The organism is Oceanihabitans sp. IOP_32, from assembly GCF_009498295.1.
In the GTDB taxonomy this organism is placed as follows: Bacteria; Bacteroidota; Bacteroidia; order Flavobacteriales; family Flavobacteriaceae; genus Wocania; species Wocania indica.
In genome coordinates, this window is record NZ_CP040813.1 from 2,354,718 (window position 1) to 2,374,639 (window position 19,922).

Below are 19,922 nucleotides of genomic sequence, written 5' to 3' on the forward strand. Positions count from 1 at the left end.
AAGCCATCTTATGTTTAAGGTGGCTTTTTTTATAACTCATATTTTACTATTTTTAGTTCCGTTAAAAAATTGTTAACTTAAACTAACTTATGTATTAATATGGATTTAATTATAAAATTTTTACCAGTATTTGGTATTGTAGCGCTATTGTTTGTATTTATTAAAAGTGGCTGGGTTTCTAAACAAGAAGTCGGAAATGCAAAGATGGCTCGAATTGCCAAAAATATTGCCGATGGCGCCATGGCATTTTTAAAGGCCGAATATAAAGTTTTAGCCGTTTTTGTTTTAGCTGTCGCCATCTTATTGTATTTTAAAGGCAGTTCAGAGATAGGGTCTAGCGGTATGGTTGCGGTGTCGTTTATTATTGGCGCTATTTGCTCGGCTTTAGCTGGGTTTATTGGTATGCGTGTGGCCACCAAAGCCAACGTAAGAACGACTCAAGCGGCAAGAACATCCTTAGGGCGTGCTTTAGAAGTGGCTTTCGCTGGTGGGGCTGTAATGGGTTTAGGTGTTGTGGGCTTGGGTATTTTGGGCTTAAGCGCCTTATTTATCATCTATCAAAACATTTGGCCTGGAGCAGATAATTTAACCTTGGTTTTAAATGTGCTTTCTGGATTTTCTTTAGGCGCATCTTCTATAGCCTTATTTGCGCGTGTTGGTGGTGGTATTTATACGAAAGCTGCCGATGTTGGAGCCGATTTAGTGGGGAAAGTAGAGGCAGGTATTCCAGAAGATCACCCATTAAACCCAGCAACTATTGCAGATAATGTTGGCGATAATGTTGGCGATGTTGCTGGAATGGGTGCCGATTTATTCGAGTCGTATGTCGGATCCATTATAGGAACTATGGTTTTAGGTGCTTTTATATTTACACCCGATTTTAATGGTTTGGGTGCCGTCTATTTGCCTTTAGTTCTTGGCGCTGTAGGAATTGTAATGTCTATTTTAGGAACCTTTTTTGTAAAAGTAAAAGATGGAGGAAACCCGCAAACGGCATTAAACATTGGAGAGTTTGGCTCTGCTGGCCTAATGGTTATAGCATCTTACTTTATAATCCATGCCTTAATTCCTGAAACCGTAGAAGGCTTGCCTTATGGAGCTATGGGTGTCTTTTGGGCGACCATTGCTGGTCTTGTTGCAGGTTTGGGTGTTGGTAAAATTACCGAGTATTATACAGCTACTGGTAAAAAACCTGTCATGTCTATTGTAAAACAATCTGAAACAGGTGCGGCTACAAATATTATTGCAGGTTTAGGTGTGGGTATGATGTCTACCATGATTCCTATTCTTTTAATTGCTGCTGCGATTATGGTATCTCATCATTATGCTGGGTTATACGGTATTGCTATTGCAGCCGTAGGTATGTTAGCCAATACGGGTATTCAATTAGCGGTCGATGCTTATGGCCCAATATGTGATAACGCTGGAGGTATTGCTGAAATGGCAGAATTACCAAGTGAAGTGCGCGAACGCACCGATAAATTGGATGCCGTTGGTAATACTACGGCAGCGGTTGGAAAAGGTTTTGCTATTGCGTCTGCGGCTTTAACAGCCTTGGCTTTATTTGCGGCATTTATGCAAACCGCAGGAGTTCTTACTATTGATGTCTCGAAGCCAAGAATTATGGCTGGTTTATTAGTAGGAGGTATGCTACCTTTTGTATTCTCATCATTATCTATGAATGCGGTTGGTCGTGCAGCTATGGCCATGATCGAGGAGGTACGTCGTCAATTTAGAGATATACCTGAGCTTAAAGCGGCTTTAGAGGTTATGAGAAAATATGATTCTGATATGTCAAAGGCTTCAGATGCGGACAGAAAAATATTTGATGCTGCCGATGGCGTTGCAGATTATGGGAAATGTATCGATATTTCAACCAAAGCATCGATTAAAGAAATGGTTTTACCTGGTTTATTAGCAATTGTGGTACCAGTAGCCGTTGGTTTTATTGGCGGAGCCGAAATGCTTGGCGGTTTACTTGCGGGTGTTACTACTTGTGGTGTATTAATGGCTATTTTTCAATCGAATGCTGGTGGTGCCTGGGATAATGCAAAAAAAACTATCGAAGAAGAAGGTAGAAAAGGAACCGATGCTCATAAAGCGGCTGTTGTAGGAGATACCGTTGGAGATCCTTTTAAAGACACCTCGGGACCTTCATTAAACATTTTATTAAAATTAATGAGTGTTGTAGCCTTGGTTATTGCGCCTAGTATCGCGATGACTGCCGATGGTGTTGCTGCTTATACAGATGAAAAACAAGGAACTGAACTGGTTACTCAAAATGTTTCAAAAGAAATTAAAGTTGAAATGAATGAGGTTGCAGAGGGCGTTTTTAAAGCTGTTGTAACCACAGTTATCGAAGATAATGGTGAGAAATATACGAACTACGTAACTTTTGAAGGTACTGAGTTAGAAGTTGAAAAAGCGGTTTTAAATTATAAGAACGAAGAACGTAGCTAAATAAAGCTAAATTATAAACTAAACACCCAGACGTAATCGTGTGGGTGTTTTTTTATAGAAAGTGTTTGGTGGTATACATTAAAGCTTAAAACAACGAAATTGCACGGCCGTTAACTCAGTTGTCAAGAACTTTTAAACGATGGTAATTTCGCAAGAGTACCAAATGCTCGATTAAGGGTCTCATAACAACTTAATTTTTAAATGTTTTATTGTTTTTTGTTTTTATGAAGACAGGTTAAAAAAGACCGTGAATTTCGGCTTCAACCTTGTTAATAATACTCCCTAAATCTTCAGGATTAGCCACAAAGTCGAGTTTATCGACATCTATAACCAGTAAATTACCTCTATCGTATGTCGAAATCCAAGCCTCGTAACGTTCGTTTAAACGGCTTAAGTAATCAATACTAATGGAGTTTTCATAATCGCGACCTCGTTTATGAATTTGTTCAACCAAATTAGAAATAGAACTACGTAAATAAATAAGTAAATCTGGCCCTTTAACAAACGATTCCATAAGTTGAAAAAGCGACGAGTAGTTTTCGAAATCACGGTTGGTCATTAAACCCATAGCATGCAAATTGGGTGCAAAAATATGGGCGTCTTCGTAAATGGTTCTATCTTGAATAATATCTTTACCGCTTTCGCGAATTTGAGATACTTGTCGGAATCTACTATTTAAAAAATACACTTGTAAATTAAAACTCCAACGTTCCATTTGGTTGTAAAAATCGTCTAAATACGGATTGTCTACAACGTCTTCAAGTTGGGCCTCCCAATTGTAGTGTTTAGCTAATAATTTTGTTAGCGTTGTTTTTCCAGCGCCAATATTTCCTGCAATTGCAACATGCATAATTTAAATCTTTTAATATTTGGTATTCATCAAGGGGTTTACGATGGTAAATATACAAGCTTCCACTGGTTCGTGAAAACCGACTTATTAACAATTTTATAGTTTACTTTGGCTGTTATAATCGCTCTGGTTTTTTTGGGAGACATATCAAACAAATTATTGGTTTTATATGTTTTAGAAACTGTGATACTCAAAAAATAATCAACTCAGGCATACGGTAATAAAACTTAGTAAAGCTTTGTAAACGTCATGTATTTAAATAGAATCTCTTGGGAGAGACTTTAATGGATTTGATTGTGAGCCACTTATAAAGTCTTGTTTTGAGATTCTGAGTAGGCTTTTTATCTTAGACTAATAGTTTTGAGATTTGAGAGTAAATTAATTACTAATTTATTTTGCATAATACGTAAACTGTGATATATTTGCCATCGGTTTTGGGGAGATACTCAAGCGGCCAACGAGGGCAGACTGTAAATCTGCTGACTATGTCTTCGCAGGTTCGAATCCTGCTCTCCCCACAAAACGTTTACAAAAGCAAGCACATTTCAAGGCTTGCTTTTTTTTTTTGGATATTATTTTCATGATTTGGCTTTCTTAAGGGTTATTTTAATGTCTCCAATTTTTACTTGAAATTAAAAAAGCGTAAAATCTACTACTGGTATTTTTATGCTATAATGGTTCTAAAGGTTAAATTTATTCGAGGACTATTTACTTTTTTAGTTGGAGGTAAGCGGTGTACCCAGTTTTGTTGTGTGCTCCCTTTCATAAGTAATAAGCTGCCGTGTTCTAGGTGTACCGAAATGGTTTGCTTAGTTTCTTTGTGTTTAAATAAAAATTTACGGTCTGCTCCTAAGCTTAGCGAAGCTATGGCACCATCTTTTTTTAATTCCTTTTCAGCATCACTATGCCATCCCATACCTTCCTCACCGTTGTGATATAAATTTAGTAGACAAGAGTTAAATGTTTCACCACTCTTATTTTCTATTATGTTTTTTAATTCTAAAAGTGTTTTATTCCAAGGTAGGGCGTGTTTAGTTGTTTTAGAATAGGTATAGTTAAAAGGTTGGTCGCCATACCAGGCGACTTTGCGTTTGGTAATTATTAATTTTCCAAACATGAATATGTTATCATTCTCCCAGTTTATATTTTGGAGCAATTGATTGAAATAATATTGTGATTTTTCCGTATTCAAAATTTTACCGTAATAATGTGTCACACCATCAAAAGGAAGGATGTTTGGTATAGGATCGTTGTTAAACAAGGTCATAGTTTGAAGTTTGTGCTCTGTTTGGAAGAGTTAATATAAGTATTGCTTTTTTAGATAAAATGGCTTGTAATACCAATTTAGTTTTGAAATGTCGTACTATTAATTTGAATTATTTTAGGATCATTCTCAAAAGTTGTGTGTAAATTGAAATAAGATTGCGATTTTTGTTTTTAAAAATATTATTTTGGACAATTATCTAGAACTACTCAAACTTATTTTACCTGAATTTTTAATCAATCATTTTGATTTGGTAAATAGCACAAAAAATGGTGAAGTAATGCATCTTTACTTCGAAGAACGTAATATCACCCCTAAAGAAGAGTCTAAACGCGAGTTAATTGCTCATGGGTTTCATAAACAAATAACCATTCAAGATTTTCCGCTGAGAGGAAACACGGTCTATCTGCATGTAAAGCGGCGAAGATGGCTAGATAAAACCACTAAGCAAGTCGTACAAAGAGATTGGAATTTAGTAGCACAGGGAACACGAATGACCACCGAGTTCGCTGCTTTTTTAAAAGAAATTAGTCAATACTAGAGCCTCAGACTGTCATACTATTGGACACTTCTATGGAGTAAATGGGAAAAAATTACAACGACAGTATAAAGACTATTTAAGCGATTTTAAAGAGTGGGATCAAAAGAAGCACGCCAAACAATGGCTCATTTTTCCAGAGAATATAGGTGCTTATCTATCTATTGATGAAACAGCACTCTCCAAAGGTGAACTCTACACCATAATTACAAACAAAAAAGCAAAAGGAAAGAAAGGTAGTATAGTCGCCATTTTTGCTGGAACCAAAGTAGATCCCATTATAGAACAACTGCTCAAAATCTCAGCAAAGAAAAGAGCTAAGGTCAAGGAAATAACTCTAGATATGGCAAACTCAATGAAAACTATATGTAAAAAATGCTTCCCAAAAGCCGTACAAGTCACAGATCGTTTTCACGTGCAAAAGCTAGCTTTGGAAGCATTACAAGACATTAGAATTAAGCATAGATGGGAGGCCATAGACCTAGAAAACGAAAAAATCAAGCAAGCTAGAGCAAGCAATAAAAGGTATAATCCTGAAATATTTAAAAATGGTGACACAAGAAAACAACTCTTAGCTAGAAGCAGATATTTACTTTATAAAAATCCTTCTAAATGGACAAAAAATCAATACCAAAGAAGTGCAATACTCTTCAATGAATATCCTGATATCAAGGTTGCATTTAACTTAGTACAGGGACTAAGAAATATTTTCAATACAGCAAAATCAGTAGAAATAGCATACACAAAATTAGCGCATTGGTATAACGATGTGGAGAAAACTGGATTTAGAGCTTTTAATTCAATAGCAAATACAATACATATTAACTATCGATCTATATTAAACTACTTCATAAATAGAAGTACAAACGCATCAGCAGAATCATTTAATACCAAAATCAAAGCGTTTAGAGCGCAGTTTAGAGGTGTGAAAAACGTAGAATTCTTCCTCTATAGATTAATAACAATATTTGCTTAAACACAACTTTTGGACTTGATCCTTATTTTTTGTTCAGATGAGATAGAAATCGCAGATTCACGAACTCGTTATTTTACTATAATATGGGCGTGAGCTAAAATCAAAGCACATAGCCTGTGTTATGGTTTTATGTTATACCGAAATATGGGCAAAAAAGAACTGCGAAGCACATCGTGAACACCTATTTATAACATAGAAAGATGTGAGTAAACGAATTATATGCGGCATGACATGGCTAATTTGGTATAATACAAAGTTTGGTAATTTTTGGTTGTCTTAACCTTTTAGAACCTAAAGTCTATACTATCGAGACTTTTTGCAATAAAAAAGCCTTGTAAAATTAACTACAAGGCTTAAATCTTTAAAAATTTAAATTCTACAAACCAAAAGCTTGTTTTATATCGTCTACACGATTAAGTTTTTCCCAAGTAAATAGCTCTACATCAAGCGTTATGCTTTCGCCATTTGGTTGGGTAAAGGTTTTGGAAACAGTTTCGTTTTCTCGTCCCATATGGCCGTAAGCTGCGGTTTCGCTATACATTGGTGAGCGTAATTTTAGATTTTTTTCAATAGCATATGGTCGTAAATCAAACAGTTCAGAAACCTTTTCTGCAATTTCTCCATCGGTCATATTAAATGGGCATGTGCCGTAAGTGTCTATAAAAACCCCCATAGGTTCAACAACCCCAATAGCATAACTTACTTGAACTAAAACCTCGTCTGCCACGCCTGCAGCAACCAAGTTTTTTGCGATATGTCGAGTGGCATAAGCTGCACTTCTATCTACTTTACTGGGGTCTTTTCCAGAAAAAGCACCACCACCATGGGCCCCTTTACCGCCATAAGTGTCTACAATAATTTTTCTGCCTGTTAAGCCTGTATCGCCGTGCGGACCGCCGATAACAAATTTGCCAGTTGGGTTTATATGGTATGTAATTTTATCATTAAATAACATTTGTATTTCCTTAGGCAATTTGGCAATAACACGTGGTATTAAAATGTTAATAATATCTTTTCTTATGGTGGCGAGCATTTTTTCATCCTCGTCGAACTCGTCATGCTGTGTAGAGATCACAATCGAGTCAATACGTTGCGGGATGTTATCGTCGCTATATTCTATAGTTACCTGACTTTTGGAGTCGGGTCTTAAGTAAGTAATGTCTTTGTTTTCTCTACGTAATTCAGTAAGTTCTTTTAAAATTCTATGCGATAAATCTAAGGCCAAAGGCATGAAATTCTCGGTTTCGCGTGTGGCATAACCAAACATCATACCTTGGTCGCCAGCGCCTTGCTCCTCTTTTGTTGCTCTATCTACACCACGGTTAATATCTGGTGATTGTTCGTGAATAGCAGATAAAACACCGCAAGAATTACCGTCAAACATGTATTCGCCTTTGGTGTATCCAATTTTATTTATGGTTTCTCGTGCAATTTTTTGAACATCTAGATAGGTGGTCGATTTTACTTCGCCTGCTAAAACCACTTGACCTGTGGTTACTAAAGTTTCGCAAGCCACTTTCGCATCGATATCAAACGCTAAAAAGTTATCAATAAGCGCATCGCTAATTTGGTCTGCCACTTTATCAGGGTGTCCTTCAGAAACACTTTCTGAGGTAAATAAATAAGCCATATGTAATATTTTATAAAAAGATTTGACGGATAGCGTCGAAGGGAGTTCTCACTGCCTTTAGCATTTTTACTTGTTTTGTGTAATTATTGGTTTTAAAACCGAAAAAAATCATTCAAAACAAAGAGGTTGCAATCAGTCAAATCCTTCCTCTGTTAATTTAAGTTGCAAAAGTAAAAAAATAAAAGAATATGTATGCTGTTTTTTCTTTTTTTCAAAAAAATAACAACTATTCAAAATTTATTTGCAATCTTTGCTTTCTAAATATGAAAAACCAAATTTTAAATATTATTCCTGTAATTATTATTGTGATTATTTCACAACGATTAGGAATGGTATATTAAAAAATTTAATAAATAACTTTTAAAAGCCTTCCTTAAATCTGGGAGGCTTTTTTGTTTTTATAATTTAAAAGTTTTTGGACATCATATAATAAAAGCTGTAAAAAATTGATTATTAGGTTATTGTGGTGTTTTGAGCCTTGCTGAATTTAACCACAAAACGCGGAGTCATGAAGCTGTAAAAATGTATTAAATTACTTTTGGAGGCATTTTTGGAATTACTGTTGATTTTTTAACTAAATTCTTAAAACACCAATGGTATGTTTATGGATTTAAAACTTATAGAATAGATTTTATAAAAAACATGAAAGAACTGAATAAATATAGTAAGAGATTAACACAAGATGAGTCTCAACCAGCATCACAAGCCATGTTATATGCCGTTGGTTTGTCTGATGAAGATATGAAAAAAGCCCAAGTCGGTATTGCCAGTACGGGGTACGATGGGAACCCGTGTAATATGCATCTAAACAATTTAGGGGCAGAAGTGAAAATAGAGTGTAACATTGCGGGCTTAGTTGGACTGGGTTTTAATACTATAGGTGTTAGTGATGGTATTTCTATGGGGACTTCTGGAATGAACTATTCCTTAGTGTCTCGTGATATTATTGCAGATTCAATAGAAACGGTTATGCAAGCACAAAGTTATGATGCCTTGGTTTCTGTTGTAGGTTGCGATAAAAATATGCCAGGTGCTGTTATTGCTATGTTACGTTTAAATCGTCCATCTATAATGATGTATGGAGGCACCATTGCTTCAGGAAGTTATAAGGGCAAAAAATTAAATATTGTATCTGCTTTTGAAGCTCTAGGACAAAAAGTGGCTGGAGAAATAGATGAAGATGAATATCGAGAAATTATAAAAAGAGCTATTCCAGGAGCGGGCGCTTGTGGCGGTATGTACACGGCCAATACTATGGCTTCTGCTATAGAATGTATGGGCTTCGCCTTACCTTATAACTCGTCTATTCCAGCTGAAAATCCTAATAAATTATCAGAAAGCGAAAGAACAGCCATAGCGATTAAAAATTTATTGGAACTCGATTTAAAACCTTTAGATATCATTTCAAAAAAATCTATTGAAAATGCCATTGCCATTGTAAATGCGCTTGGTGGGTCGACAAACGCTGTTTTACACTTTTTAGCGATTGCGCATGCGGCTGATATAGAATTTACTTTAGCAGACTTTCAACGTGTAAGCGATAGAACGCCTTTAATAGCAGATTTAAAGCCTTCTGGAAAATATCTTATGGAAGATGTCCATGGCGTAGGAGGCACACCAGCCGTTATGAAATACCTTTTAGATAACGGGTATTTACACGGCGATTGTTTAACCGTAACTGGAAAGACATTAGCAGAAAATTTAAAAGATGTTGAGCCTCTTGTTTTCGATAATGATGCTCAAGATGTTATACATCCTAAAGAAAAAGCCCTAAAATCTTCTGGGAATTTACAAATATTATATGGCAATCTCGCCCAAGAAGGTGCCGTGGCTAAAATTAGTGGAAATGAAGGTTTGGTTTTCGAAGGCAAGGCTGTGGTGTACGATGGCGAACAAGCTGCAAATACCGGGATTTCTAATGGCGAAGTGCAAAAAGGCGATGTTGTTGTGATTCGCTATGTAGGACCTAGAGGGGGCCCAGGAATGCCAGAAATGTTAAAACCAACCTCACTTATTATGGGAGCTGGTTTGGGCAAATCTGTGGCACTTATTACCGATGGTCGTTTCTCTGGTGGAACTCACGGTTTTGTTGTAGGGCATATTTCTCCCGAAGCACAAGCAGGAGGTACCATAGGTTTATTAAAAACAGGAGATAAGATTAGAATTAGTGCCGAAGATAATTCAATAAACGCACTTGTTTCTGATGAAGAATTAGCAAAAAGGCGAGCACAATGGACAGCTCCAAAATTGAAGCATAACAAAGGAATATTATACAAATACGCAAAAACTGTCGCATCGGCTTCCAAAGGCTGTGTAACGGATGCGTTTTAATCTAAATGATATGGAAACAGAGACCATGACAAAAGCAAAGTATTTAGAGCAACCTAGTGCACGTATTACAGGATGCGAAGCGATAGTTAGATGTTTAATAGCTGAAGGTGTCGATATTCTTTATGGGTATCCGGGTGGCGCTATCATGCCAGTTTACGATGAGCTATTTAAATACCAAAACGAAATTCATCATGTATTAACACGTCACGAACAAGGTGCAGCACATGCTGCTCAGGGGTTTGCTAGAATTTCTGGTAGGGTTGGAGTGGCCTTGGCAACTTCGGGTCCAGGAGCTACCAACTTAATCACGGGAATTGCCGATGCACAAATAGATTCTACTCCCTTAGTTTGTATTACTGGGCAAGTGGCTTCTCACTTATTGGGCAGTGACGCTTTTCAAGAGACTGATATTGTGGGGATTTCTACACCAGTAACAAAATGGAATTGCCAAATAACCAAAGCTTCAGAAATCCCCGAGGTTTTAGCTAAAGCATTCTATATTGCCAGAAGCGGAAGACCAGGTCCTGTATTAATCGATATTACAAAAGATGCACAGTTCGAGGAATTCGATTTTACGTATAAAAAGTGTACAGGCATTCGTAGTTATAATCCTGTGCCAGAAACAAAGATAGAGTCTGTTAAAGCGGCAGCAGAGCTAATTAACAAAGCAAAAAAACCAATGATTGTTTGGGGGCAAGGTGTTATTTTAGGTCATGCCGAGCAAGAACTTAAAGCTGTTGTAGAGAAAGCTGGTATTCCTGCGGCGTGGACTATTATGGGCGCTTCGGCGCTACCAACATCACATCCCTTAAATGTAGGAATGGTTGGTATGCATGGAAACTATGGGCCTAATAAGTTAACTAACGAGTGCGATTTATTAATTGCCATCGGAATGCGTTTTGATGATCGTGTAACCGGAGACTTAAGTACCTATGCAAAACAGGCAAAAGTGATTCATTTTGAAATCGATCCAGCCGAAGTAAATAAGAATGTACCTGCCGATGTCGCTGTTTTAGGAAACGCGAAAGACAGTTTAGCAAAACTACTTCCGTTTTTAAATGAGAATAAACATGAGGCCTGGCTTAAAGCATTTTCCGATTTATACGCTATCGAATACGAAAAGGTTATCAAAGACGATCTTCATCCAACCAAAGAGGGGTTAACCATGGGAGAAGTTTTAAAAGAAATTAATACCCAGAGTGGTGGTAATGCGGCTATTGTAACAGATGTAGGGCAGCACCAAATGATTTCTTGCCGTTATTCTGAATTTAATAAAAGCAAAAGTAATATTACATCTGGAGGTTTGGGTACTATGGGTTTTGGATTACCAGCGGCCATTGGCGCTAAAATGGGCGCACCAGATCGCGAAGTGGTGGCTATTGTAGGAGATGGTGGTTTTCAAATGAATATTCAAGAATTGGGTACTATTTTTCAGCAAAAAGCGGCAGTTAAAATCGTGGTTTTAAATAATGAGTTTTTAGGAATGGTACGCCAATGGCAACAGTTGTTTTTCGATAAACGTTACGCATCTACCGAAATGACAAATCCTAATTTTATTGCTATTGCCGAAGGTTACGGTATAAAAGCCAGAAAAGTTGTAAAGCGCGACGAATTGGCCGATGCTGTTAAAGAAATGATGGCTTCTAAAGAATCATACTTCTTAGAAGTGCGTGTAGAGAAAGAAGACAATGTGTTTCCAATGGTACCTTCAGGGGCATCGGTTTCAGACATACGTTTAAGCTAGACATTTGGTTTTAATCGGCCTGTTTCATTTTAAAACAAGCACCGGAGACCATATAAAAAAAAGAAAATCATAGTTTGAAAATTCATTAACAATGAACGAAAATATAAAAACATACACGATTTCAATTTATACCGAGAACAACATCGGTTTACTAAATCGTATTTCTGCTATTTTTCAACGCAGACACATTAATATTGAAAGCTTAACCACATCGCAGTCGGAGATAGAAGGTGTAAACCGCTTTGTAATTGTTGTGAAAATCAACGAGCATCAAGCCAAGAAAATAGTTGGGCAATTTGAAAAACAGGTCGAAGTTATTCGCGCTTACTATCATGAGGAATCTGAGACGATTTATCAAGAATCGGGCATGTTTAAAATAAAGTCCGGTTTATTGTTCGAAGAGCCTCAAATTCAAAATATTATCAAAGACAGTAATGCGCGAATAGTTACTGTAAATAAAAAGTTTTTTGTGCTTGAGAAATCGGGTAGGCGCGATGAAATAGAGTTGCTAAGGCGCGAATTAAGTGCTTTTGGAATTATGCAGTTTGTGCGTTCTGGTCGTATTGCAGTAACTAAAGAAGAGATGAAAATAACCGAAATGCTTCAGGCATTTTCTAACTAATAAAAACAATTAAATATAATATGGGAAATTATTTTAACACCCTTTCATTAAGAGATAAATTAAAACAATTAGGAAAATGTAGATTTATGGACGCTTCAGAGTTTGAAGATGGCGTAAATGTTTTAAAAGGAAAAAAAATAGTTGTTATTGGTTGTGGTGCGCAAGGCTTAAATCAAGGTTTAAACATGCGCGATTCAGGATTAGATATTGCTTACGCCCTGCGTGATGCTGCTATTGCAGAAAAACGAGCGTCTTATGTTAATGCTACCGAAAATGGTTTTACTGTAGGAACTTATCAAGAGCTTATCCCAACAGCAGATTTAGTCTTAAATTTAACACCAGATAAACAGCATACTAATGTTGTAAATACCGTGATGCCACTCATGAAAAAAGGGGCCACCTTATCGTATTCTCACGGCTTTAATATTGTTGAAGAAGGTATTCAAATTCGTGAAGATCTCACCGTAATTATGGTAGCGCCTAAGTGCCCAGGTACCGAGGTTAGAGAGGAGTATAAAAGAGGTTTTGGAGTGCCAACGCTTATTGCAGTGCACGAAGAAAACGATCCAGAAGGTAAAGGTTGGGCACAAGCAAAAGCCTATGCCGTAGCCACTGGAGGAGATAAAGCTGGTGTTTTAGAGTCTTCTTTTATTGCTGAGGTAAAAAGTGATTTAATGGGAGAGCAAACCATTCTTTGCGGCTTGTTACAAACAGGTTCCATATTGTGCTTCGATAAAATGACTCAAGAAGGTATAGAACCAGGTTATGCTTCAAAATTAATTCAATACGGATGGGAAACCATTACCGAAGGTCTTAAATATGGTGGGATTACAAACATGATGGATCGTTTGTCTAATCCTGCTAAAATTAAAGCCTTTGAATTATCTGAGGAATTAAAAGATATTATGCGTCCGTTATTCCAAAAACACATGGACGACATTATTGAAGGTCGTTTCTCTAAGGGTATGATGGAAGATTGGGCCAATGACGATAAAGACTTATTAACTTGGAGAGCTGAAACTGCTGAAACAGCGTTTGAAAAAACACCTGCTGGAAATATGGAAATTTCAGAACAGGAGTACTACGATAACGGCGTTTTAATGATGGCTATGGTAAGAGCAGGAGTAGAATTGGCTTTTGAAGCCATGACCGATTCTGGAATTATTGATGCCTCTGCATACTACGAATCATTGCACGAAACCCCGCTAATTGCGAACACGATTGCTAGAAAGAAATTATACGAAATGAATAGTGTGATTTCAGATACCGCCGAGTACGGTTGCTATTTATTTGATCATGCTTGTAAACCTCTATTAGCAGATTTCATGAAAACGGTTGATACGAGCGTTATAGGTAAAACCTATGCGGCCGATAATGGCGAAGGCGTAGATAATGCAAGGTTAATTGAAGTTAATGAAGCCTTAAGAAACCACCCCGTTGAAAAGGTTGGGGCGTTTTTAAGAGCTTCAATGACAGCCATGAAACCAATAGTTTAAAATATAATATGACGCTGCAAGGTTTTAATTACTATTGTTAGATTTAAAACCTTGCAGTTCACTAAAAACACATTGAATGAATAAGGAAAAAACCACTTATTTTCCTAATATTAGTGATATCAAGCTAGCGGCCGATAATATTAAAAAAATATCGACAGTTACACCTTTAAGCCATAGTTTAAGATATTCAGATGCGCATCAAGCCCATATTTATTTTAAGCGCGAAGATTTACAACAAGTACGGTCGTACAAAATTAGAGGTGCCTACAACAAAATAAGTTCTTTATCAAAAGAACAAGCGCAAAAAGGTGTGGTTTGTGCCAGTGCTGGAAATCATGCTCAGGGTGTGGCCTTGTCTTGTAAGTTGTTAAAAATTAAAGGTGTTATTTTTATGCCAGCACCTACACCAAATCAAAAAGTAGAGCAAGTAAAGCTTTTTGGTGGCGACTATGTTACCATTGTTTTGGAAGGCGATACGTTCGACGATGCTTACCATCTCGCAGTAAATGAATGCGAAAAAACACATAAAACATTTATTCATCCTTTTGATGATAAGAAGGTTATAGAAGGACAAGCCACTATTGCCTTAGAAATTTTAGAACAGGCCACCGAACCTATCGATTATGTTTTTGTGGCTATTGGTGGTGGCGGATTAGCGTCTGGTTTATCTACTGTTTTTAAACAGCTTTCCCCAAAAACTAAAATTATTGGTGTTGAGCCAGAAGGCGCACCTTCTATGTCTGTGTCTATTAAAAACAATAAAAATACAACTTTAGAACACATCGAGAAGTTTGTCGATGGTGCTGCAGTGAAACGCGTTGGCGATTTAACATTTGCTATCTGTCAGCAAAATCTAGATGAAACCATAAGCATTCCCGAAGGAAAAGTGTGCCAAACCATTTTAGATCTGTATAATAAAGATGCTATTGTGGTCGAGCCTGCGGGAGCTTTAAGTATTTCGGCATTAGATTTTTATGCTGATGAAATAAAAGGTAAAAACGTGGTTTGTGTTATAAGTGGCAGTAATAACGATATCACGAGAACCTCCGAAATTAAAGAACGGGCCTTGTTATATGCTAATTTAAAGCATTATTTTATTGTTAAATTCCCTCAACGTGCTGGTGCTTTAAAAGAATTTGTGGTGGATATTCTGGGAGAGAACGACGACATTACCTATTTTCAATACGCTAAAAAAACCAATCGCGAAAATGGAGCAGCCGTTGTTGGTATTCGTTTAAAATCTGCGGACGACTTAGAACCCCTAATTACAAAAATGAAAAAGCGTAATTTTTATGGCGATTACTTGAACAATAAGCCAGACTTGTTTCAATTTTTGGTGTAATGGTAAAAAAAACGATAATTTCTTGTCTGGAGGAATAGACTGTTAGAACAACCTAGGGTTTAGTCCTTATCTCAAGCTAAAGCGACATCCACGAATTTTTATTTAAGCTACTGCCTTAAAAGGTCGGTAGCTTTTTTTGTGCAGTAAAATTACGGTGATTAAAATATAACTACGCAGTGTTTTAAAAACCTCAGTCTTTTTCCAACTAACCTAATTATACCAAATTAACCATGTCGTGTCGCCTATAATACGTTTACTCACATCTTTCTATGTTATAAATAGGTGTTCATGATGTGCTTCGCAGTTCTGTTTCGCTCGTATTTCGGTATATCATAAAACCATAACTTTGGCTATGCTTTGATTTTAGCTCACGCCCATATTATAGTAAAATAACGAGTTCGTGAATCTGTGATTTCTATCTCTTCTGAACAAAAAATAGCTCAAATTAACAATACGACATTTCAAAATTAGATTGGTGTTATGTTATAAGCATAGATGTTAAATGTATGTCTTAAACATTGCTTTTTAAATCGTAGAGCAATTCTTAAGTTTAAAATTAACGACATAAAATTAACAATCGAAAACGTTTTAGTATTGAATATCGTAATAACACATTATTAGAAGTTTAGGAATATCATATAAATGAAAATAAATTCTAGTATTTTAAAAATAGTTTTAGTGAAAACTCATACTTTAGAGAGTACAAAACACTATATTTTAGATATGAAAACGACTTTTTTAGAAATTCCAGAACCATACAAGATAACATCTTTAACGCATCAAAAGAGCTATTTAGTCGATGGGGAGTTAAAACCTTGGCACGGTGAGATGGAAGAGATATATTCTACTATTTCTTCTACAGAAAACTATGCGCCTACATTTTTAGGAACCATTCCGAAGTTAGGCGAAAAAGAGGCTTTAGAGGCCTTGAATTCGGCCAGTTCTGCCTATAATAATGGTCAAGGTTTATGGCCAACCATGAAGGTGATAGACAGAATTGCCTGCATGGAGAAGTTTGTTGAACAAATGAAAACTAAGCGCGATGAGGTGGTTAAACTTTTAATGTGGGAAATAGGTAAAAACCTCCCAGATTCCGAGAAGGAATTTGATAGAACGATAGACTATATTTACGACACGATTGAAGCTTATAAGCAAATTGATAGAAACTCGGCAAAATTCGAAAAACACGCTGGGGTTAATGCGCATATTCGTCGAGGTCCCTTGGGTGTAGTTTTGTGTTTAGGACCTTACAACTATCCACTTAACGAAACCTTTACTTTGCTTATTCCAGCCCTCATTATGGGTAATGCTGTTATCTTTAAACCTGCAAAAATTGGCGTTTTATTAATTTCGCCTTTAATGGAGGCTTTTCAAAATAGTTTCCCAAAAGGGGTGGTGAATATTGTATTTGGCCGCGGACGCGTTTTAGCTAATCCTATCATGGCCTCTGGTAAAATAGACGTATTAGCCTTAATAGGGGGTAGTGCCTCTGCCAATGCACTACAGGCCGTGCATCCTAAAGGAAATCGACTGCGAATGGTTTTAGGTTTAGAAGCTAAAAATCCAGCCATTATTTTACCCGATGCCGATTTAGATTTGGCTGTAGAAGAGTGTATTGCAGGAACATTGTCTTTTAACGGGCAACGCTGTACAGCACTTAAAGTATTATACGTTCACGAGTCTATAGTAGACGAGTTTAATAAACGTTTTACCGAAAAAGTAGACGCGCTTAAATTTGGAAATCCTTGGGAAGCGGGTGCTAAATTAACTCCACTTCCGGAGGCTAACAAACCAGCCTATATTCAAGAATTAATTGACGATGCCCTAAACAAAGGCGCAAAAAAATTGAATGAAAAAGGTGGTAAAACAACTCCTAATTATATATTTCCTGCGGTACTTTATCCAGTATCAAAAGATATGAGGGTCTTTCAAGAAGAGCAATTTGGCCCTGTAATTCCTATCGTGCCTTTTAAAGATATAAATACACCTTTAGATGATATGGCGCAGTCTAATTACGGGCAGCAGGTAAGTCTGTTTGGTACAAATATAGAAACGCTTTCTCCTTTAATCGATACCCTGGTTAACTTAGTGTGCCGCGTAAACTTAAATAGCTCTTGCCAACGTGGGCCAGACGTCTATCCTTTTACAGGTAGAAAAGACTCGGCTTATGGTACGCTAAGTGTACACGATGCGCTGCGTTCGTTCTCAATAAGAACCTTTGTAGCCTCAAAAGATAACGCTTATAACAACGAGATCTTAAAAGGCTTATTAGAGAAAAAAGCCTCTAATTTTATAAGTACAGATTATATTTTATAGGTTTCATTTTAAAAACACTTAAAAATCACCCTCTTTTTATTGCATAATTGTAGATGAAAAGAGGGTTTTTTGTAAGATTTTAATAATTATTGAAATTAATTAAGCTTTTTATGAAGTTAAAATCAATTTAATTAATAAATTTACAACCATGAAAACAATTAAAAGTAAAATACGTACGTTTTTTCCCGCCATGCGCTTTCGCATGCGCCGCCGCTAATTCTTCTACTTAGCCTATAAATCGTCACGTTTCATTTTATTTTTTTAATCATGTTTACATCACAGCTTACAAATCAGATCAAAAACCTTACTATGTTCACAAATAGTAGGTATTCTGTACGCTATTTCTTCACTCGTCGCCCGTAAGGGTACGGTATATATTTAGAACTTAGGTGTGTCCGGTTCAGCTTCTCAAAATTAAATAAATTAAAGTTCAATCAACAAAATCTAAACACTACAACGCTTAGATGGTAATAGATTTTTTGAAAATCACACATAACTAATGAAAATCATTATTGCTGATAAATCACACAGTATTTACGCGCAAGTTATATGCGATACTATTGCAGATTCTGCAAACGTTCGTGGTACGGGTATAGCAAAACGTACACCACAATATGTTATGACCAAAATGGAAAACGGTAATGCCGTTATTGCCTTAGACGATAACAAGTTTGCTGGATTTTGTTACATCGAACAGTGGGGCCATGGTAAATATGTGGCCAATTCTGGATTAATCGTTCACCCCGATTATAGGGGGCTAGGCTTAGCTAAAAAAATTAAAGATAAGATTTTTGAGCACTCTAGAACTAAGTTTCCAAATGCTAAAGTATTTAGTATTACTACGGGATTAGCGGTTATGAAATTAAATACCAATTTAGGTTATAAACCCGTCCCTTTTTCAGAACTTACAGACGATAAAGCATTTTGGGACGGTTGTAAAACCTGTAAAAATTACGACGTGCTAACCAGAACTAACGGGAAACTTTGCCTATGTACAGGTATGTTGTACGATCCTGAAAAGGTTAAGGCTAAAGGGGTTAAGCAAGTCAAGGAAAAAACTTTTAATAGATTAAAACGTATTAAAGAAAGTTTATTCTTGAAAAAACAAAAAAATAAATAATTGTATAAGTTAATTTTAAACGGTAGACGAAAGCCGTAAAAACATAAGTATTCAAATGAAAAAATTAGTAATAGCCTATAGTGGCGGTCTAGATACATCGTATTGTGCCGTTAGTTTATCGAAAGAATTTGATGTGCATGCCGTAAGTGTAAACACTGGCGGATTTACAGAACAAGAAATAAAAGACATTGAAAGTAACGCCTACAAAATGGGGGTGACCACCTATAAAAACATCGATGCCGTAAACACCTTTTACCAAAAAGTAGTGAAGTATTTAATTTTTGGGAATGTATTAAAAAATAATACTTATCCCTTATCTGTAAGTGCAGAACGTATTATTCAAGCTATTGAGATTGTAGAATATGCTAAAAGTATCGATGCAGAATATATCGCTCACGGCAGTACGGGTGCTGGAAACGACCAAGTGCGTTTCGATATGATTTTTCAAACCTTAGCACCACATATAAAAATCATAACTCCCATAAGAGATAAAAAACTAACGCGACAAGAAGAAATCGATTACCTTAAGAACAACGGTATCGATATGTCTTGGGAAAAAGCCAAATATTCGGTTAATAAAGGACTTTGGGGTACCAGCGTGGGAGGTGAAGAAACGCTAACATCAGAAAAACCATTACCAGAAGAAGCCTACCCGTCGCAATTAAAACAAACCGACCCGCAAAAAGTGACATTAACCTTTGTAAAGGGCGAGTTGGTGGCCTTAAACGATAAAGAAAACCAACCAGAGATTAACATAGAACTATTAAATGAGTTAGCATCGCCTTACGCTATTGGTAGAGATATTCATGTAGGCGATACTATTGTAGGTATAAAAGGTCGTGTTGGTTTTGAAGCAGCGGCTGCCTTAATTACCATAAAAGCTCACCATTTACTAGAAAAACATACGCTAACCAAATGGCAGTTACAACACAAAGAATATTTGTCTAGCTTTTACGGTATGCATTTGCACGAAGGCCAGTATTTAGATCCCGTAATGCGAGATATTGAAGCCTTTTTGCAGAACAGCCAAAATAATGTAAGTGGCGATGTGGTGGTGACTCTAAAGCCTTATCATTTTTCTTTAGATGGCATAAATTCTAAGCACGATTTAATGCATGCGAAGTTTGGAAGTTACGGTGAAGAAAATAAAGCGTGGACTGCCGATGATGCTAAAGGTTTTATTAAAATTCTTGGCAATCCTAATAAAATATATCAACAAGTAAATCATTAATT

The 19,922-nt window shown here is 36.5% G+C and carries 14 protein-coding genes and 1 tRNA gene; 12 read left to right on the forward strand and 3 right to left on the reverse strand.

Annotated elements, in window-relative coordinates; translation table 11 throughout:
• Nucleotides 1-99 precede the first annotated feature (99 nt).
• Nucleotides 100-2,460, forward strand: coding sequence for a sodium-translocating pyrophosphatase (locus tag FEZ18_RS09795; protein ID WP_153268135.1), 2,361 nt, complete (start codon nt 100-102; stop codon nt 2,458-2,460).
• A gap of 235 nt (nt 2,461-2,695) precedes the next feature.
• Here FEZ18_RS09795 and FEZ18_RS09800 read toward each other — a convergent pair whose 3' ends face one another.
• Nucleotides 2,696-3,310 (reverse strand): deoxynucleoside kinase, encoded by a 615-nt coding sequence (locus tag FEZ18_RS09800; RefSeq protein WP_153268136.1) that lies wholly within the window; start codon nt 3,308-3,310, stop codon nt 2,696-2,698.
• A gap of 436 nt (nt 3,311-3,746) precedes the next feature.
• On the opposite strand from FEZ18_RS09800, the gene FEZ18_RS09805 reads away from it, so the two are divergent.
• Nucleotides 3,747-3,828: transfer RNA gene (locus tag FEZ18_RS09805), tRNA-Tyr, on the forward strand.
• Nucleotides 3,829-3,974: 146 nt separating this feature from the next.
• On the opposite strand, the gene FEZ18_RS09810 is transcribed toward FEZ18_RS09805, so the two are convergent.
• Nucleotides 3,975-4,577 carry an alpha-ketoglutarate-dependent dioxygenase AlkB family protein gene (locus FEZ18_RS09810; RefSeq protein ID WP_153268137.1) on the reverse strand — a complete coding sequence of 201 codons (603 nt, stop codon included), beginning with the start codon at nt 4,575-4,577 and terminating at the stop codon, nt 3,975-3,977.
• A gap of 184 nt (nt 4,578-4,761) precedes the next feature.
• On the opposite strand from FEZ18_RS09810, the gene FEZ18_RS09815 reads away from it, so the two are divergent.
• Nucleotides 4,762-5,115 carry a transposase gene (locus FEZ18_RS09815; protein ID WP_153268016.1) on the forward strand — a complete coding sequence of 118 codons (354 nt, stop codon included), beginning with the start codon at nt 4,762-4,764 and terminating at the stop codon, nt 5,113-5,115.
• Nucleotides 5,116-5,134: 19 nt separating this feature from the next.
• On the forward strand, nt 5,135-6,088 hold the full coding sequence (locus FEZ18_RS09820) for a transposase (RefSeq protein WP_153268138.1): 954 nt from the start codon (nt 5,135-5,137) through the stop codon (nt 6,086-6,088).
• Between the two features lie 376 nt (nt 6,089-6,464).
• Here the strand turns inward: FEZ18_RS09820 and metK are convergent, their stop codons facing one another.
• Nucleotides 6,465-7,718 carry a methionine adenosyltransferase gene (metK, locus tag FEZ18_RS09825; RefSeq protein ID WP_153268139.1) on the reverse strand — a complete coding sequence of 418 codons (1,254 nt, stop codon included), beginning with the start codon at nt 7,716-7,718 and terminating at the stop codon, nt 6,465-6,467.
• A 642-nt stretch (nt 7,719-8,360) separates the two neighbouring features.
• On the opposite strand from metK, the gene ilvD reads away from it, so the two are divergent.
• The 8 genes from ilvD to FEZ18_RS09865 all read left to right on the forward strand — a co-directional run bounded on the left by ilvD (nt 8,361) and on the right by FEZ18_RS09865 (nt 19,920).
• Entirely contained in the window at nt 8,361-10,049 is a 1,689-nt protein-coding gene (ilvD, locus tag FEZ18_RS09830) for a dihydroxy-acid dehydratase (protein ID WP_153268140.1), read from the forward strand.
• A gap of 10 nt (nt 10,050-10,059) precedes the next feature.
• The gene (ilvB, locus tag FEZ18_RS09835; RefSeq protein ID WP_153268141.1) at nt 10,060-11,793 is read left to right on the forward strand and encodes a biosynthetic-type acetolactate synthase large subunit; all 1,734 of its coding nucleotides are present in this window, start codon (nt 10,060-10,062) and stop codon (nt 11,791-11,793) included.
• Nucleotides 11,794-11,884: 91 nt separating this feature from the next.
• Nucleotides 11,885-12,415 (forward strand): acetolactate synthase small subunit, encoded by a 531-nt coding sequence (gene ilvN, locus FEZ18_RS09840; protein WP_153268142.1) that lies wholly within the window; start codon nt 11,885-11,887, stop codon nt 12,413-12,415.
• 20 nt (nt 12,416-12,435) lie between these two features.
• The gene (ilvC, locus tag FEZ18_RS09845; protein ID WP_153268143.1) at nt 12,436-13,911 is read left to right on the forward strand and encodes a ketol-acid reductoisomerase; all 1,476 of its coding nucleotides are present in this window, start codon (nt 12,436-12,438) and stop codon (nt 13,909-13,911) included.
• A gap of 76 nt (nt 13,912-13,987) precedes the next feature.
• A complete protein-coding gene (gene ilvA / locus FEZ18_RS09850) occupies nt 13,988-15,253 on the forward strand; it encodes a threonine ammonia-lyase IlvA (RefSeq protein ID WP_153268144.1) in 1,266 nt (421 codons plus the stop codon).
• 723 nt (nt 15,254-15,976) lie between these two features.
• Entirely contained in the window at nt 15,977-17,569 is a 1,593-nt protein-coding gene (locus tag FEZ18_RS09855) for an NADP-dependent glyceraldehyde-3-phosphate dehydrogenase (RefSeq protein WP_153269101.1), read from the forward strand.
• 499 nt (nt 17,570-18,068) lie between these two features.
• On the forward strand, nt 18,069-18,689 hold the full coding sequence (locus tag FEZ18_RS09860) for a GNAT family N-acetyltransferase (protein WP_153268145.1): 621 nt from the start codon (nt 18,069-18,071) through the stop codon (nt 18,687-18,689).
• Between the two features lie 55 nt (nt 18,690-18,744).
• Nucleotides 18,745-19,920 (forward strand): argininosuccinate synthase, encoded by a 1,176-nt coding sequence (locus tag FEZ18_RS09865; protein WP_153268146.1) that lies wholly within the window; start codon nt 18,745-18,747, stop codon nt 19,918-19,920.
• Nucleotides 19,921-19,922 lie beyond the last annotated feature (2 nt).